Source organism: Frankia casuarinae (assembly GCF_000013345.1).
Classification (GTDB): Bacteria; Actinomycetota; Actinomycetes; order Frankiales; family Frankiaceae; genus Frankia; species Frankia casuarinae.
This window is the reverse complement of the sequence record NC_007777.1, coordinates 3,181,194-3,197,330: the sequence shown is the minus strand read 5'-3', so window position 1 is coordinate 3,197,330 and position 16,137 is coordinate 3,181,194. Positions and strand designations below refer to the sequence as shown.

The 16,137-nt window shown below is 68.8% G+C and carries 16 protein-coding genes and 1 pseudogene; 12 read left to right on the top strand and 5 right to left on the bottom strand.

Annotation, left to right across the window (positions count from 1 at the left end):
• The first annotated feature begins 86 nt into the window (after positions 1-86).
• The 8 genes from FRANCCI3_RS13650 (at position 87) to argS (ending at position 7,929) form a co-directional block, all read left to right on the top strand.
• Entirely contained in the window at positions 87-1,418 is a 1,332-nt protein-coding gene (locus FRANCCI3_RS13650) for a pyridoxal phosphate-dependent decarboxylase family protein (RefSeq protein ID WP_011437103.1), read from the top strand.
• A complete protein-coding gene (locus tag FRANCCI3_RS13645) occupies positions 1,415-2,365 on the top strand; it encodes a class I SAM-dependent DNA methyltransferase (RefSeq protein ID WP_011437102.1) in 951 nt (316 codons plus the stop codon). The genes FRANCCI3_RS13650 and FRANCCI3_RS13645 overlap by 4 nt, the downstream gene beginning before the upstream one ends.
• Positions 2,362-2,664, top strand: coding sequence for a hypothetical protein (locus tag FRANCCI3_RS13640; RefSeq protein ID WP_011437101.1), 303 nt, complete (start codon positions 2,362-2,364; stop codon positions 2,662-2,664). The genes FRANCCI3_RS13645 and FRANCCI3_RS13640 overlap by 4 nt, the downstream gene beginning before the upstream one ends.
• Positions 2,665-2,894: 230 nt before the next feature.
• Entirely contained in the window at positions 2,895-4,085 is a 1,191-nt protein-coding gene (locus tag FRANCCI3_RS13635) for an ISAs1 family transposase (protein ID WP_011434597.1), read from the top strand.
• 58 nt (positions 4,086-4,143) lie between these two features.
• On the top strand, positions 4,144-4,656 hold the full coding sequence (locus tag FRANCCI3_RS13630; protein ID WP_041257917.1) for a hypothetical protein: 513 nt from the start codon (positions 4,144-4,146) through the stop codon (positions 4,654-4,656).
• Between the two features lie 65 nt (positions 4,657-4,721).
• A complete protein-coding gene (locus tag FRANCCI3_RS13625; RefSeq protein ID WP_011435557.1) occupies positions 4,722-5,558 on the top strand; it encodes an IS5 family transposase in 837 nt (278 codons plus the stop codon).
• Positions 5,559-5,576: 18 nt separating this feature from the next.
• Complete coding sequence (locus FRANCCI3_RS13620; protein WP_011436467.1) at positions 5,577-6,020, top strand: hypothetical protein; 444 nt, start codon at positions 5,577-5,579, stop codon at positions 6,018-6,020.
• A 112-nt stretch (positions 6,021-6,132) separates the two neighbouring features.
• A complete protein-coding gene (gene argS / locus FRANCCI3_RS13615) occupies positions 6,133-7,929 on the top strand; it encodes an arginine--tRNA ligase (RefSeq protein ID WP_011437100.1) in 1,797 nt (598 codons plus the stop codon).
• Between the two features lie 84 nt (positions 7,930-8,013).
• Here the strand turns inward: argS and FRANCCI3_RS13610 are convergent, their stop codons facing one another.
• The 3 genes from FRANCCI3_RS13610 to FRANCCI3_RS13605 form a co-directional block, all read right to left on the bottom strand.
• Positions 8,014-9,297: an ISAs1 family transposase gene (locus FRANCCI3_RS13610; RefSeq protein ID WP_049760812.1), complete on the bottom strand. Its 1,284-nt coding sequence runs from the start codon at positions 9,295-9,297 to the stop codon at positions 8,014-8,016.
• Positions 9,298-9,688: 391 nt separating this feature from the next.
• On the bottom strand, positions 9,689-9,892 hold the full coding sequence (locus FRANCCI3_RS24660; RefSeq protein ID WP_011437099.1) for a DUF397 domain-containing protein: 204 nt from the start codon (positions 9,890-9,892) through the stop codon (positions 9,689-9,691).
• Positions 9,889-10,737, bottom strand: a complete 849-nt coding sequence (locus FRANCCI3_RS13605) for a helix-turn-helix domain-containing protein (RefSeq protein ID WP_011437098.1) — start codon at positions 10,735-10,737, stop codon at positions 9,889-9,891. The genes FRANCCI3_RS24660 and FRANCCI3_RS13605 overlap by 4 nt, the downstream gene beginning before the upstream one ends.
• A gap of 487 nt (positions 10,738-11,224) precedes the next feature.
• Between FRANCCI3_RS13605 and FRANCCI3_RS13595 the strand changes: the two genes are divergently transcribed.
• From FRANCCI3_RS13595 to FRANCCI3_RS25370, 3 genes are all read left to right on the top strand, one after another.
• The gene (locus FRANCCI3_RS13595; RefSeq protein ID WP_011437096.1) at positions 11,225-11,848 is read left to right on the top strand and encodes an ATP-binding protein; all 624 of its coding nucleotides are present in this window, start codon (positions 11,225-11,227) and stop codon (positions 11,846-11,848) included.
• A 17-nt stretch (positions 11,849-11,865) separates the two neighbouring features.
• Complete coding sequence (locus tag FRANCCI3_RS13590) at positions 11,866-12,393, top strand: hypothetical protein (RefSeq protein ID WP_011437095.1); 528 nt, start codon at positions 11,866-11,868, stop codon at positions 12,391-12,393.
• Between the two features lie 311 nt (positions 12,394-12,704).
• The gene (locus FRANCCI3_RS25370; protein ID WP_023840970.1) at positions 12,705-14,240 is read left to right on the top strand and encodes a hypothetical protein; all 1,536 of its coding nucleotides are present in this window, start codon (positions 12,705-12,707) and stop codon (positions 14,238-14,240) included.
• 405 nt (positions 14,241-14,645) lie between these two features.
• Here FRANCCI3_RS25370 and FRANCCI3_RS27010 read toward each other — a convergent pair whose 3' ends face one another.
• Together FRANCCI3_RS27010 and FRANCCI3_RS13580 are read right to left on the bottom strand one after the other, a co-directional pair.
• Positions 14,646-14,813 (bottom strand): hypothetical protein, encoded by a 168-nt coding sequence (locus FRANCCI3_RS27010; protein WP_157493398.1) that lies wholly within the window; start codon positions 14,811-14,813, stop codon positions 14,646-14,648.
• A 170-nt stretch (positions 14,814-14,983) separates the two neighbouring features.
• Positions 14,984-15,439, bottom strand: a pseudogene (locus FRANCCI3_RS13580) (helix-turn-helix domain-containing protein); the annotation flags it as partial.
• 259 nt (positions 15,440-15,698) lie between these two features.
• Between FRANCCI3_RS13580 and FRANCCI3_RS24645 the strand changes: the two are divergent.
• Positions 15,699-16,124 (top strand): protein-tyrosine phosphatase family protein, encoded by a 426-nt coding sequence (locus FRANCCI3_RS24645; protein ID WP_076806164.1) that lies wholly within the window; start codon positions 15,699-15,701, stop codon positions 16,122-16,124.
• Positions 16,125-16,137: the final 13 nt, after the last annotated feature.

Genomic DNA, 16,137 nt, shown 5'->3' with positions numbered 1-16,137 from the left:
AGCAGGCCAGAACAACGAACACCTGGATCGATCACGCGATCAGCGCCACCCAGGACGCACGGCCACGATCACACCAAAGCGCGAACGTGCCGGAGCCCTGGCTGCCTCTGTGCAAGAACGAGGCGAGTCCACGCTTCCTGGGCTTCGGGGATACAGGCGACGACGTTGCCGCGCTCGCGGGCGGCGTGCTCGCGCTGTTCACCCAGCAGAACCTGATCAACCAGAGCTTCGACTCGCCGAGCGCCACCTTCATCGAGATCACCGTCTTGCGGTGGCTGCGCGAGTTGCTCGGCTTCACCAACCCTCCCGTGCAGGATGTGATGACGGTGTGGGATGTCGGTGGTGTCATCGCCCATGGCGGGACGATGAGCAACACGGTCGCGATGATGCTGGCCCGAGAGCACGCGGCGCCTGGCACGATGGAATGTGGTGTGACCGACCCCGGCAGATTCGCGATCGTCGTTCCCCGTGGTATCGGTCATTACAGTGTGAAGAGCGCGCTGGCGTGGATTGGCGCTGGTAGCCAGTTGATCGAGGTCGACACTGCGGGTTTCCGCTACGACCTGGCGAAATTGGAACGGGCTCTTGCGGAGAACCAGGGCCGAGTGATGGCTGTGGTGGCCTACGCCGGCGACAGTCGCACTCAGACGATCGAGAACCTCCAAGGCGTGCACGATGTCACCCGCGCGGCCGACGAACGGATCTGGCTGCACGCAGATGCCTGCTGGGGGCTGCTCTGCGCATTCAGCGATCACCTCCGTCACAAGATTGCTGGAATTTCCGGGTTTGACAGCGTGACGGTGGACCCGCACAAGGTCATGGCCGTGCCCCATGCGCTGTCCGCGTTGCTGGTGCGCACGCCAGCAAGCCTGCGAACGATCGCCAGCTACTCGGATCTGATCATGCAGGAGGATTTCGCGTTCGGGCAGGTGACGCCGTTTGTCGGTACCAAGGGTTGGCTGTCGTTGAAGTTGTGGATGCTGATGCGCACGCACGGCAGAACAGGGCTCGCGGCGATGGCTGAGAAGCGGGTTGCGAACGCGCAGCGGTTCGCCGCGCTGGTCGATGCCTGTCCGCGGACGATTCGACTGCATGAGCCGGACCTGCTCGCGGTCGCGTTCCTCTACCTACCGGTCAGCTATGCCAACGCTACCGATCATGTCTCCGCCATCGAGCTGGTCAACCATGCCAACCGATGGATCCACGAGCGGATGCTGGCCGAAGGTATCTGGCATCTGCATCAGTTCAGCATCCGCGACGACGCGGGGATCCTACGCAAGGGCGCCACCGTCTATCCGCTGCGATTCATGGCAGCCAACCCCCATATCGAGGCCGAGCATATGACCGGTGTCCTTGACCACGCCGTCGCGCTGGGACAGGCGTGGGAAGCCAGCGAGCACGCTGAGGACCGGGCATGAACGGCGCAGCAGGCGACAGCCGGAGCATTGACGTACCGGCCACGCCGGGATTCAAAGCCGTCTACCGCACCGAAGGAATCTACGAGGCGGTACTACCCGCGCATTACTACAGCGGTCGAGACGACGGGGACATGATCGCGCAGATCATCGAGGCGCGTTTCGGTGCGCCGCGCCAAGCGCTCGACGTGCTGGAACTCGGGTGCGGCACCGGACGGTTGACCGCCCGGCTCGCCCCGTACGCACGCAGGCTCGTGGCGATCGACTCCAGCGCCGCCATGCTCGACACCTTCCGTAGTCGTTTCCCGGAAGCGGAGGCTCACGAGGCCGACATCCCGCTCGCCGTGTCACGGCTGCTCGACGACGGCCGAGCCGGCGGGTTTGACCTGGTCGGGGCGTTCTGGTCGCTGAGCTACCCGCTGGGTGAGTTCTTCGAGGAGATGACAGGGGACGGGATCCAGCCGGTGGCTGATCAAGGAGCGGCGCGCCGGGAGGCGGGCAGCCTGGTGCGCGACATGCTGTCACTTGTCGCTGATGGCGGTCATCTCCTCGTTCTGTTCTTCGATTCGCAGACCCCGGAACAGCGGCTGGTGACCTGGGCATGGGAAAGGATCGCCCCGTTCCCCGATGGCGGACGCGAGTACACCCGCCTTCTGCTGTTGGAGGAACTGCGACTGGCTGAGGACCGCGCCATCGGCCATCTCACTCACATCCGCGCGGCCGGTGTCGCCCTCGCGGACAGCCGCGATGCGGCGATGGCATGGTTCAACCGGCTGCATTTCAAGGACATGCCAGCCCTTGTCCGTGATCCTGAAGTTCAGGCCGAGGTCACTGCCTTCGTGGACGCACACACCCGCCCGTCGGGTCAGGTCGTGCTGCCCAGCGGCATCCACCTGATTGACTTTCAGGTCACCGGTGATCCCCACCATCACCTTCCGTCACAGCGGTGACTGGCATCGCGCAGGCGCTGGCGGACGCGGGCCGACTGCGCGCAGAGTTCCTCGGCCCGCGCGGATACGCGATCGCCTACGGCTCCCACGCAGCCGGTTCCGCCGCGCACGACGCGGATCTCGACTTGCTGTTTGTCGGCCCGCCGCTGTCCGAGAGCGTGCGTGCCCGACTGGCAGACGCCGTGATCGCCCTCCACGCGACCCATCTGCTCCGGCTCGACACCGAGGTCCAGGGCTCCGGCACGTTCGCGCTTTGGTGTGATCGTGGCCGTGCGTCCTGGGTGGCGCTGATCGCGTGATCGATCCAGGTGTTCGTTGTTCTGGCCTGCTGGGCGGTGCCCTGGCCGGTTCTGTCAGCTGAGGTCCCGGTCCGCCCGGAGTTGGCTGGTGGGGTCCCGGTATGCCCTGATCGGGCGGGCGCGGGGGTCGGCGGGCGGACACGGCCAGGTCACGCGTCGCTGAGAAGAAGACAGGCACGGCGCCTGTAGATCACGGAGGTGTCTAACGTCTTCGTGGTCCGGGAGCGCACGTGCCTGTGGGGGCATTGTCGCGTGACGCGGCCGGTGTGGTGGGAGCCGGCGCGGTGTCGCGTGAGGGAATCTGGCAGCGGCTGCACGCGATGGGCGAGCACCGGGGCCGACGTGGGCGGGTCTACCCGCTGGCGGTGCTGGCGGCGGTGTGGCTGTGCGCGCTGACCGCGGCGGGCCATGACCGGGTCACCGCCGTGATCGAATGGCTCGCCGGCACCACGGAGGAGGAACGGCGCCGGCTGCGGCTGCCGTACGACCCGTTTGACGGCTACCGGCTGCCGAGCGAGTCGACGATCCGCCGGTTCCTCAACGACACCGACGACGCGCGGCTCGCCCGCGCACTGCTCGATCCGCCGCTGGCCGACCCGGCCCCGCCGAAGCCGGCGTCACCCGAGGCGGCGGGAGAAGCGGTGCGGGCGGTCTACGCACTGGATGGGAAGACCAGCCGCGGCGCGAAGCGCGCCGACGGGCGGCAGGTCCAACTGGTCGGGGTCGCCGACCAGGCGACCGGCCGGCTGGTCAACCAGCACGAGGTGGACTCGAAGAGCAATGAGACGAAGGCGTTCCGCCCTGTCCTCGAGCCCCTCGACCTTGCCTGCGACCTGTTGACCTTCGACGCTCTGCATACCGTGCGCGACCATCTCGACTGGCTGGTCACCGACAAGAAGGCCCATTACCTTGCGGTCGTGAAGGGCAACCAGCCAACGCTGCGCGCGTTCCTGGCCGCGTTGCCGTGGGCGGACGTCCCGGTCGCCGACACCACCCACGACCATGGCCACGGCCGTGACGAGACCCGCACGCTGAAGGCCGCGACCGTCGAGCACGCCGAGTTCCCGCACGCCCGCCAGGCCGTCCGGATCCAGCGCTGGCGCCGGGAGAAGGGCAGGAAACCCAGCCGGGAGACGGTCTACGGCATCACGGATCTGGCCTTCGAGCAGGCCTCGGCCGGGTTCCTCGCCGACGCCGCCCGCGGCCAGTGGATCATCGAGAACCGTCAGCACCACGTCCGTGACGTCACTTTCGGTGAGGACGCGAGCCGGAGCCGGACCCGCCGCGGCCCGGCCAACCTCGCGATCTTCCGCGCCACTGTCGCGCACGCGGTCCGCGCCGCGGGCCACCGCTACGTTCCGGCCGGGCGCCGGGCCTGCAAGACCGCCACCGCCGCGCTCGACCTGCACGGCTTTCCCTGACGATACGGACATCCAGGCCGTCCCGTCGGCGCGCGGACGAGCCGGTCATAACGCGAACGTGCCGGAGCCCTGCACCGAGGTCGCCTATGAGGTGAAGCTGCATGCCACGGCGACGGAGGTCGATATCGCCGTGGCCCTCGGCGGCTTCATCCTGGACGCCGCCGGCAGACTGAACATCGCCCCGGTCGTTGTGGAGCCATGGTTCCTGAACTCGCAGGTGTTCAAGCTCCGCCTGATCCTCAACGCGATGACAACGCAGCACATCTTCCTCGGCGGTCAGATCGGCCCCTACCAGCGGCACTGTGCCCAAGCCGAACGTGCCATCACCCTGGCCGCCCTCTGCCTGCTCGACTCACCCGCCCCGTTCACCATCGCCAACCTGATCGACGCGCTGCTGACATCGCCCTGCGGCATAACAGGTGAGGACTTCCTCGGCTACGTCGACAACCCGGCGCTGTACTCCACGGTGCATCGTGGCCTGGTCCGTCTGACCTCCGCCCGTGTCGTGACCAGCCTCGACGGCAGGCGCTTCAGTGGGCGTTCTGCACGCTTTCGCCGGGTCTCAGCTTGAGTTGATCTCTGGGGTGCGGAGTTGATCGTCTTGCGTTCGCCGGCTGGCGCGTTCTGCTGGAAGACATGGCAGAACGCAAGCCGTACCCCAGTGACCTGTCCGATGAGGCGTGGGACCTGATCCGCCCGGTCCTCACCGCGTGGAAGGCCCGGCATCCCTCGGCTAGCGGGCACGAGGGTGGCTACGACATGCGGGAGATCGTGAACGCGGTCCTCTACCAGGCCCGGACCGGCTGCCAGTGGCGCTACCTGCCCCACGACCTGCCCCCGACGTCCGCGGTGTACTACTACTTCGGCCAGTGGCGCGACGACGGCACCACCGAGACGATCCACGACCTGCTGCGCTGGCTGGTCCGTGAGCACCACCGCAGGAAAGCCGACCCGAGCGCGGTCGTGCTGGACTCCCAGACCGTCCGGTCCTCCACCAACGCCCCGAAGGGCACGACCGGCCTGGACCCGGGAAAGAAAAGCCCGGGCCGTAAACGCGGGATCGCCGTCGACACGTTGGGACTGCTCATCGCCGTGGTCGTGGTCGCGGCCAGCGTGCACGACAACACCATCGGCACCGCCCTGCTGGACCGGGTCGCCGCCGCCGCCCCGCCGGTGCGCAAGGCGTGGGTGGACGCCGGGTTCAAGACCACCGTCGTCGAGCACGGCGCCGGTCTGGGCATCGATGTCGAGGTCGTCGGACGCGAGCCGGGAGCGCGGGGGTTCACCCCGCTCCCGAAGCGGTGGCGGGTTGAGCAGACCCTGGGCACGTTGATGCTGCACCGGCGGCTGGCCCGGGACTACGAGGCGAAACCGGCCAGCGCGGTAGCGATGATCCACTGGTCGATGGTGGAGGTGATGGCCCGCCGGCTGACCGGGGCGGCCACCCCGACCTGGCGTGACCCGCCGGTCTGACCGGCGGGAGTGTCGGGAATGACGAGCGGAGTGCCGGTGCGGGAGGTGCTGGAACAGATCGAGGCTCGGCGGGCCCGCGCCGGGCGGGCCGTCGAAAAGCTGCGGGAGGAGATCGCCCGGCTCACCGGGCAGCTCGCCGCCGCTGAACGTGCCCTGGAACGGTTGGAGATCACCCGGGAGACGGTGCTGGACCTGGCCGCCGAGAACGACGCCGCACCGGCCGAGCCGCTGCCGCCGGGGTATCGGGAGGTGCTGGCCGTGTTCACCCGGGGCGGGAACGGGCTGCACGCCAAGGACGTGTGCCGGGCGCTGGGTGGCGGCACCGAGCCCCGGCATGTCGAGAGCATGCGGGCCCGGCTGAAACGGCTGGTAGAGCGGGGTGTTCTCACCGAGCCCGATCCCGGCCTGTTCGTCCTGCCCCAGCCCGACCCACCGGCCACCCCAGAGATCAACTCAAGCTGAGGCCCGACGAAAGCGTGCAGAACGCCCACTCAGAGCGCACCCTGACCGCCGTCAGGCCCTGCTGGCTCGCCTGTGGCGTCCCGCCGCGGGAGAACAGCCCGCGCCTGGGAGGATGGACACGCGAACCAGGGAGGACTTCAGCGTGACCGCGCAGACCGTACGCTCGCTCATCAACCAGGTCGAGATCGCCGTATCCGCCGCGATCGACCGTGTGCTGCCCGAGGCGGCCGGCGCCGACCCGGTGGTGCGTCCCTCGGAACACGCGGACTTCCAGTCCAACGCCGCGTTGGCCCTGGCGAAGCGAGCCCGCACCAAGCCTGCCGACCTGGCCACCGCGGTTGCGGACGCGCTTCGTGCCGACGGCTCGACGGCCGTCGCGGACGTGACCGTTTCCGGCCCCGGCTTCCTCAACCTGGCCCTCGCCGATGCCACGGTCTGGACACAGGTCGCGGCGCGGCTAGCCGACCCACGGCTCGGTATCGACCTGCCGGAACAGAGCCGCCGCACCGTGATCGACTATTCCGGGCCGAACATCGCCAAGGAGATGCACGTCGGCCACCTGCGCACGACGATCATCGGTGACGCGCTCGCCCGGGTGCTCGGCTTCCTCGGCGCCGAGGTCATCCGACAGAACCATCTCGGTGACTGGGGCACCCAGTTCGGCATGCTCATCCAATACCTTGACGAGCATCCAGACGCCACCTGGCACAGCGACGACCTCGCGCCTGGAACGTCGACGGTCTCCGCGCTTGACAGCCTGTACCGGGCCGCGCGCAAGGAGTTCGACGCCGACCCCGGGTTCGCTGACCGTGCACGGGCCCGTGTCGTCGCGTTGCAGGCTGGCGATGAGGACACCGTCGCCCGGTGGCGGGAGATCGTGGCCGAGTCCGAGGTCGCCTTCCGGCAGATCTACGACCGGCTTGGCGTCCTCCTCGAACCATCGGACTCCGCGGGCGAGTCCTTCTACAACGACCGCCTACTCGACATCGTTGACGAGCTGACCGCGGCCGGGATCGCGCAGGACAGCGAAGGCGCGCTGGTCGTCCTCTCCCAGGAAGTCACCGGCCCCGACGGCGACCCGGCCACATTGATGGTCCGCAAGACCGACGGCGGCTACGGCTATGACACCACCGACCTGGCCACCATCCGCTACCGCATCCGCGACCTGCACGCCGACCGGCTCCTCTACGTTGTCGACGCCCGCCAAGCCCTCCATTTCCGGCTGGTGTTCGAGACCGCGCGCCGCGCCGGCTGGCTCACCGATGCAGTCGACGTCGCGCACGTCGCGTTCGGTACGGTCCTCGGCCCCGACGGCCGACCCTTCAAGACCAGGGCCGGCGACACCGTCAAACTCATGGATCTTCTCGACGCCGCGACCGGCAAGGCGCGAGCCACCGTCGCCGAGAAAGATCACGCCCTCACCGACGACGACCTCGACCACATCGCCGAGGCCGCCGGTATCGGCGCGGTCAAATACGCGGACCTGTCGACCAGCCGCACCAAGGACTACGTCTTCGACGTCGACCGGATGGTCTCCTTCGACGGCAACACCGGCGTCTACCTCCAATACGCCCACACCCGTATCCAGTCGATTCTCCGCAAGGCCGGCGACATGACGGCCACCGTCGACGTGGCCCTGGCTCTGCACCCAGCGGAACGCGCTCTCGCACTCCAACTCGATGCCTTCGGCGGCGCCCTCACCGAAGTCGCCCGCCTGCTCGAACCCCACCGGCTGTGCAACTACCTCTACGAACTCGCCCGCGCCTTCACCGACTTCTACGAAGCCTGCCCCGTCTTGCAAGCCGACCCCTCAACCCGTGCCAACCGTCTCGCTCTGTGCCACCTCACGGCCCGGACCTTGAGGCAAGGACTCGATTTGCTGGGGATCGCGGCACCGGAACGGATGTAGTCGTTATTCACGAGCGACATCGCGCGATCCTTGATCGTTACGCGAACGATACAGGCCCACCTGAGATCAGGGTGACCCGCAAAGTCATTGATGCAGGTCAGCGGGGTTGTCGAGAGTGAGGATGGCCAGGAGCAGGGCGTTGTCGTGTCGGATTCTGCGGATGGTCGGGGCGATGCGGTTATGGCCAGCGAGGCGAATCAGCCCGATGATCAGGTTACGGAGTGTGGTCATGATGCGGGGCAGTGGGCCGGTCCGAACCCGCGAGGCATCCTCACGGAACGTCACATCGCGCACCCAGTGGACCTTGTTCTCGATCGTCCAATGCCCTCGGGCGTAGCCCGCGAGATCAGCGGGTGTGACCGCGTCGAGGGTGAGGCTCGTCAGGACGTGGACCGTGACAGTGCTCGGGATCGTCCGGGTGACCCGGGCCCGGCCCGTGCCGGTGGTCACGGTCCGCCGGACATGACGGCGGATCCGCGCCACGGTGCGGGCATGGGGATAGCGGGCACGGATCGCCTCGCTGGCCTGGGCCAGCTGGATGGTGCGTCGTTCGAACCGTCCATGGGCCCTGCCCTCGGCGCTGTGCCCGATCGGGATCTTCGTCCAGTCGGTCGCCTGGTGGCAGTCGACCGACAACGCCGGGGTGTTCGCCTTCACCGTGAACACGAAGTGCGCTCCCAGCTCGGTGACGATCAGGTCGGCGTGGGCGCGGGTCGTGTGCAACGCATCAGCGGTCACCACCACCCCATCCAGCGGATCATGGGAATGCAGTTCGCGGAGCAGCGGTGCGAACGCGGTGACCTCGTTCGTCTTCGCGCCGACCTCATGCTCGGCGAGCACCACACCCGTGCCGTGTTCGGCGACCGCGAGCAGGTGCGGTGCCCGCCCCTCAGGCCCAGCCGCGCCACGCAGGGTCTTCCCGTCGACCGCGACCACCCGCCGCCCACCACCACGGGCCTGGCGGGCGCGGGCCGCGGCGAACATCCCGACCGCCCTCGCCAGCGCCGAGCTGTCCACCGCGGACAGGACCCGGATCATCGTGTCCACCGACGGTGCCTGCGGCTGCCCGGTCACCGGATGGACCCGCGCCCCGAGAGCGGTCAGGACCTGCGTCGGGGCGTGCGCAGCCCAGGCCGCGATCTCCTCCACCGACTTCTCCCCCGCGGCGACCGCTGCGGCGGACAGTCCCAGGATCACCGGGAGCCGGTGACGTATCCCTCGCGGGTCCCGCGGGTCAGGCACCCCGGCGAGTACGTCGGCGAGCCCCTGCACCTCACCGCCGTGCGCCCCCAGGACCCGCAGCGACCGCCGCATCCGGACCAGCTGCCCCGACCCGGCCTGTCCGAGATCGGTGGGAGTGACGGGCATGCGAGACTGGACCGGCAACGGGGCTCCCTACGGCTGGTGATCTAGGCAATCCCCGTCCTACCGGGACCCCGTTGCCTCACCGCAGCCACCCTCACCGTGGTGGCCCGCCGTTGTTCCCCCGGACCCCACGGCCCCACCGCCCCACCCACCCCACCGGCTGTCACAGAACGTCATCGGTGGCGTTTCCGCCGGCGCCGGAACCCACCCTCACACGCGCTACTCACAGCGACGAAACAGCAGCCGGGCCCGGATCCTCACACCACCACCGGCCCCAGCCCCCCGCACCCCGTCTCACACCGTCTACCTGCACAAACAGACTTTGCGGGTCACCCTGCACCTGAGATCGGGTGGGCCTGTATCGTCTCGCTGGTTGCATCACCATGTCGCGCCACTAATGGTTGAATTCGCCGTCTCGTACGCCGGCTAGAAACGCCGCCCATTCGTCGGGGGTGAAGACGAGAACCGGGCCCGTGGGGTCTTTGCTGTCACGGACGGCAACGACTTCATCAACCTGTGCTACCTCTACGCAGGTGGTCTGCGTCGCGCTGTAACTCGATTTGCGCCATTCAGCGTTGGTCAGATCCGTCGTGCTCACCTCCCTTGGTACTCGTCTGCGACGGATGCCAGCAGGTCCGCTGATGCGGTGGGGTCAAGAGCCTGTTGTGCCAGCGTATCCCGGGCCTGCATGAACGGGGCGACGTCGCCGGGTTCGTCGACGAACAGGCTGGAGCGTAGGTGTTCGAGGTGGACGATGGCGTGCGCCTTGAGGAACTCCAGTAGCACGAACGACCCGGCGGTGCCGAGATGCGCCCCGAGTGCGCTGAGGAGAACCTGCACGGTGATCGTGGGCCGGGATGCCGCGGTGAGGATGTGCTGTAGCTGCGCGGCCATCACGGCGGGGCCGCCGACCGGGCGGCGTAGAACGGACTCGTCAATGATCACATGCAGCTCGGGCGGGTCTGCGCGACTCAGGAGCGCTTGCCGGCCGAGTCGGGTAACCACCCGCGCTTCGATCTCGTGGGCGGGGACGTCTCCGCCGACCATGACGGCGCGGGCGTACTCCGTGGTCTGGAGCAGGCCGGGCACAAGCAGCATGCCCACCTCGGTGATCCTCTCGGCCTGCGACTCGAAGCCGATGAGCGCCGTGAGCTGGTTGGGCAGTCCCGGCAGGCCGGTCTCCCACCAGCCGGGCCTGTCGACTTCCCGCGCCAGCGCGAGGAGGCGATCTCGCTCCGGACCGGTGACCTGGTAGACGACCAGCAGCGCCGCGACGTCTTCGACCGTGATGCCGCGTAGGCCGTTCTCCAGCCGGCTAAGTGTGCTGGGAGACCACCCCAAGCCTTCGGCTACAGCGCGGCTGGTCTTCCCGAGGCCGAGACGCAGGTCGCGAAGTTCAGCGCCGAGCCCACGGGCACGCGCCGACGGTGGACGCCGAGGCATCAGCAGGCCCCTCCACTCCGGATCACAGGTGATCGTCCAGGTCGGACGCTACACGCACCACGGCAACCAAAGTTTCCCTGAGACTCTTGCATGCTGTTGCAGCAACGTGGATCGTTGCATCAAGCCATGCTAGACCGGGAGGTGCCATGGACGGACACCGCTTCGTGGTGTGGGACGCGGACGGGCAGCCGCTCGGGGCGTTCGCTGACTTCGATACCGCCCACGAGTGGGCGCACGGGCGGATGCGGCAGGCGCTTACCCGTCTTCCCCTGACCGTTGACGATCGTGTCGCGAAGGTCAGCCGCCGTCTGTCACACGCGCGCTGTGAGCTGGTGGCATGGGCTGAGTTCGCCGTCCTGCCGGGCTGCGACCTGCCGTCACTCCACAGGCCATCGACGGCGACAGCGGACAGTACACCCGCACATGAGCATCACGATCACCGGCATCCACACCCGTCGCGCGCCGTCCGCAGCCCGAGGGGCTCGGCATGACAGCGGCCGACCAGCCGGCGGTGATCCGGGTGGCGGTGGCGCATTTCCCTCCGACAGCCGCCGCTGTGCCCGAGGTGCGCGCGAGGACCACTGCCACGCTGCTGGGCTGGTCAGTGGACACCGACACTGTGGGCACCGTCGAACTCGTTGTGGGGGAGATCACGTCCAACGCGGTGAAGGTGAGCCGTCCGCAGGACGTGCTGGCCGTGCGGCTCACGGCCACGCGCGGGCAGGTCGTGGTGGAGGTGTGGGACAGCAGCAACGTCGGCCCCGAGATGAAGAGTCCGGACGTGTTCAGCGAGGACGGGCGTGGCCTGGTTCTGGTGGATGCGCTGTGCAGCTCATGGTCCTGGTACCGGGTCAAATCGGGTGGAAAGGTCGTATGGGGGGAGGTTCCGGGCGGGTTGCGGCCGGAGACAGCAGGTGCTGGCGTGGCGCTGCCGGCGCGGGCGCCGTTGGCGGTGCCGGAGCCTGCGGCCCCGGTCGTCTACCGCACCGATCCGCAGACGTTGCGGCGGGTCGCGGACGCGCTGCGTGGACTGGACCCGTGGCACTGGCCCCCGCCCAGCCAGCGCGCGCCCGAGGCCGTGACCGGCGTGGCCCGCCGCCCGGCGACGTGACCCGAGAGGGGACGATCATGCGCGCGATCAGCGTACGAGCGGAGCGTGACGCTCTGCGGGTCGCCCTGGTGGATGCGGGCAGGACACACGGGGAGATCGCCGAGGAGTTCATGGCGCGGTACGGGTACCGGCCCCGTGCGGCGTTCCGGTACGCGCACGGGTGGAGTTTGACGCAGGCCGCGGGGCACATCAACGCCCACGCCGCCGATCTCAATCTCGATCCGCTGGGCCGGGCTGCGATGACCTCTCCCCACCTCAGTGAGGTGGAGAACTGGCCGTACCCGTCCGCGCGGCGCAGGCCCACGCCGCACGCTCTGGTGCTGCTGGCCTCGGTGTACGGGACCGACGTCCACAGCCTTGTGGACGTCCACGACCGCGCACGGATGCGCCCGGCGGACCGGCTGGTGATCGACGCCATCGCGTGCGCGCACCAACCGGCCCGCTGCCCCCACTGCCGCCGGGAACCCACGGCGGTCGTGCCCCGGGTGCCGAGGGCACGACCGGACGCGCTGGCGTGGTCCGGGAGCCTCACTGTGCCGGCATAGCCCCTGCCCCGGGTAGCCGTACCGGTCCTCTCCGTTTTGAGCGGCTACCCCCGGCAGGGTGCCGCTGGCGCAGGTGTCAAGGCTTCGCGAAAACTCGATCTTTCCTGATCTTGTGATCGAAGCGAACCCTGGCGCTGTCAGGTCGCGAGGAGAACGGCTGCTGTGCCAGTCCGACGACGAGAAGGTGTCGCTGCCGAGCGCGCTTCGGCGGAGCGGTGGGCTGGTGATTGTCCCCGCTACGGTGGAAGAGATCCATAGCGGTGCGGTTCGACTTTCCAGCGCGGTCACCGCGAGGGATGGAGGTGGGGCGGGTGGCGCGGGTGAGTCTGCGGGTGGAGCAGAACGAGTTGCGTGCGCGGATGCGGGCGGCCGGGATGACGCACGAGGAAGCCGCGGTCGAGTTCGCCCGCCGCTACCGGCTCCGCCCTCGGGCGGCGTTCCGGCATGCGTTCGGATGGACGTTGCAGGAAGCCGCCAACCAGATCAACACTCATGCCACCCGTACCGGCTTCGATCCAGATGGCATACCGGTGATGACCGCTCCGCGGTTGAGCGAGGTGGAGAACTGGCCGCGCCCCGACCGGCGACGGCTAACTCCGCAGGTGCTCGCGCTACTCGCCGTTGTGTACGGCACCGATGTTCATCGCCTCCTCGATCTTGAGGATCGGGAGCGGCTGAGCCCGCAGGACCGGCTCCTCCTCCATCGCATGCAGCGGAACACGGTGGATTCCGCGCCTCGGGGGCGCAGGAGCACGCAGTCTGCCGGGACTGTGGGGGCGGTTCGGACCCGGCCGATGGCCTACGACCTTTTCCGCCACGAGCAGGGCAACCGCGGCGCGCCACAGCCCATGGCCTCCGCCGGAGAGACCGGGTTTCTCGACGGTGACGAGCAGGAGCGGCTACGCCGTGCGGTGTCGCGGCCGAGCCGTGTGGATGGTCGGGTGGTGGCGTCGTTGGCGGCGATCCTGGCCGAGCAGCGGGCGACCGAGGACCTGATCGGTTCGGCCCGGCTACTGGTCCCGGTCATGGCGCAGTTGGGTGAGGTGGAGCGGCTGATCGGCGAGGCGTCGGGGCAGGTGCGGGGGCCGCTGGTGGAGATCGGGGCGCAGTGGGCGGAGTTCGCCGGCTGGCTGCACATCTCCACCGGCCGGTGGGCGGCGGCCCGTGGCTGGCTGGACCGGGCCGCGGAGTGGGCGTTCGAGGTGGACGCGACCACCCTGCACGCGACCACAATCAGCTTCAAGGGTCATCTGGCGTTCCACCTCGGCCAGCTCGACGCCGCGGTGGGCCTGTCGCGGGCGGCGTCGCGGGACGAGCGGGTGTGGGTGGGCCAGCGGGCCTACGACGCCCACCAGGAAGCCCGCGCCCACGCGCTCGCGGGCCGCCGCCGGCCGGCGGTCGAGGCGCTGGCTCGGGGCGCCGATCTCGCTGCCGCCGCAGCGGCGGACGGCGAGGCGGCCCCGGCGTGGATCTACTACTACACGCCGGAGTTCTACGCGTTGGAACGCGGCTGGGTCTGCCGCTACCTCGGCCGCGACGACCCGGCCTCCAACGAGGAGGCGATCGCCTGCCTCACCCGCGGACTCGCCGGCCTCGGCGACGCCCGCACCTCCGGCTGGGCGGCGGAGTTCCTCTGCCACCTAGCCGCCGCCTACCTCCAGGCCGACAGCCCCGACCTCGCCGGCACAGCCGGTATCGAGGCGGCGACGATCATCGCCGCGACGGGGTCCGTCCGGCTTCTGCCACGGCTGCGGCGGTTGCACGCCGACCTGGCCGCACGCTGGCCGACAAGCCCCACCACAGCTGATCTGGGTGAGGCCCTTCGGCTCGGCCGGGACGACGGGTAGGCGCCGCCGGTCGACGGTGAAACGGGGGCCCAGAAGGCTGCCTCCCTCGGTTTCTGTGGTGTCGCCGGGCGGGCGCGGTGCCAGCATTCCCCCATTTCCCAGCGGTGAATGGTCCCGTTATGCCACATCCCGCACCCGTATGGACTAGACACGATGTGGTCATAACGGGTCATTTTGCGCTGGGTTGCCGTTCCCACTTCCGAGTTGGAACGGCCCGCTGGCGTTCCGGCGAGGTACGCATGGAGGGAAACGGTCCGCAGCACAGGGGGGACGGACCGCCGCCGGACGTTGCGAGGTGGATGCAGTGGCTCCTCGTTCGGAACTCCCCACGGGCCGCAGGCCGGCGCGGTGGGCCACGGCCGGTGTATTGCTGGCCGTCACTGTGATGGGTGCGTGCAGTTCGGATCACACCTCCGAACCGGGGCCAGCCGCGACCTCGGCCCCCTCCGTGCCGCGCGCCACCGCATCGCCCTCGGTGTCGCCGTCGCCGATCTCGCCCGCCGAGATCGCCGGGCAGCGGGCCGTGGCCGCGTACGTCGGGTTGTGGCAGGCGATGGCCGAGGCCAGCCACACCTCGAACTGGCAGTCACCCGAGCTGGTCCGCTACGCCTCCGGGTCGGCGTTGCAGGTCGCCTCCGGCATCCTGTACGCCGATCATTACAACGGGCTGGTAGCACGGGGGGCACCTGTGCTGCATCCGGAGGTCACCTCGGTCAACCCGCCGGAGGCGCCGAAGACGGTGATGGTGTTCGACTGCTCTGAAGGACCCGTCGGATCGTGGAGGCACTCACCCGGTGACCGAGTTTGAGCAGCTCGCCCTGGATCCGCTGGTAGCCCCACGTCGTGTTCTCGGTCGCGAGCCGCTCGATGAAGGTCACGATCTCCGTGCCGACCGGTGGCCGACCCATCCGCTGTGGATGGGTCCATGTCCGTACGATCAGACGGCGGTGCCACCGCAGGACGGTGCCGGGCGTGACCAGCCGGTGCGCTCGCAGCGCTCTGGGCAGGAGTCGGATCAGTGCGGCGAGCACCGCCCGGTCCGCCCAGTCCCACCGGGGCTTGGGCTGGGTACGGCGCAGCACCGCGACCTCATGCCGCAGCACCAGCAGCTCGATATCCTTTGACGCCGACGAACGACCGAGGATAACCAACCAGCCACACACCCGCACGAAGATCAGATAGAGCAGGCGTACGAACATGACTGACCATTATGCCGGCTGCCGCACCGTCGCATCACCCCAGCTCACGGGTCCAAGCCGACTTCTGGCACCCCGCAGGGTCCGGGCCCGCGGACACTTCCCGAACGAGACCGCCGCGCTGAAGTGCATCCACGTGGCGGTCGTGAGCCTCGACCCGACCGGGAGAAATGCTCTTCATCAACCGGTGTGTCGCGGCCGAGCCGCTGCCCGCCACTTCCCGGTCCGCTGTCGCGACGGACGTGGTGTTAGCATCAGAACAATGACGACATGGGAACCTGGGGCGCCGGGAGTGTTGGCACTCCCGTCGGGCCGGCTTATCCGCGGCAGGGGGCTGCGACAGCCGCTTCCGGACGGAAGTGAACCATCGTTCGGACTGTACCTCGTGGGACGTCAACCACCTGCGGTCCCCTGGGAGAGTCGGTGGATACGATGGCCCGACTTCCGGCTGCCATCCGATCGAGAGGCCGCGGCACGCAGCATTCACGAAGCCTGGACGCGTGCGGACTCGGAACGCGTCGAAATTGCGTGTTCCGGAGGAAAAGGGCGGACTGGAACGGCACTCGCCTGTATCGCCGTGCTCGACGGAATCGCCCCGGGCGAGGCAGTTGACTATATACGGACGAACTATGCTCGCCATGCGGTGGAGACGCCTTGGCAGCATCGCTACGTTCGCCGCTTCCAGTAGGCCGCAGGGCTCG

What these genes read in the sequence shown, in the direction of transcription:
- FRANCCI3_RS13605 (WP_011437098.1), bottom strand. Translation starts at nt 10,737, where the DNA reads ATGCCTCGGCGTCCACCGTCGGCGCGTGCCCGTGGGCTCGGCGCTGAA.
- FRANCCI3_RS13610 (WP_049760812.1), bottom strand. Translation starts at nt 9,297, where the DNA reads ATGCCCGTCACTCCCACCGATCTCGGACAGGCCGGGTCGGGGCAGCTG.
- FRANCCI3_RS13645 (WP_011437102.1), top strand. Translation starts at nt 1,415, where the DNA reads ATGAACGGCGCAGCAGGCGACAGCCGGAGCATTGACGTACCGGCCACG.
- FRANCCI3_RS24645 (WP_076806164.1), top strand. Translation starts at nt 15,699, where the DNA reads ATGACGACATGGGAACCTGGGGCGCCGGGAGTGTTGGCACTCCCGTCG.
- argS (WP_011437100.1), top strand. Translation starts at nt 6,133, where the DNA reads ATGGACACGCGAACCAGGGAGGACTTCAGCGTGACCGCGCAGACCGTA.
- FRANCCI3_RS13620 (WP_011436467.1), top strand. Translation starts at nt 5,577, where the DNA reads ATGACGAGCGGAGTGCCGGTGCGGGAGGTGCTGGAACAGATCGAGGCT.
- FRANCCI3_RS13595 (WP_011437096.1), top strand. Translation starts at nt 11,225, where the DNA reads ATGACAGCGGCCGACCAGCCGGCGGTGATCCGGGTGGCGGTGGCGCAT.
- FRANCCI3_RS13590 (WP_011437095.1), top strand. Translation starts at nt 11,866, where the DNA reads ATGCGCGCGATCAGCGTACGAGCGGAGCGTGACGCTCTGCGGGTCGCC.
- FRANCCI3_RS13625 (WP_011435557.1), top strand. Translation starts at nt 4,722, where the DNA reads ATGGCAGAACGCAAGCCGTACCCCAGTGACCTGTCCGATGAGGCGTGG.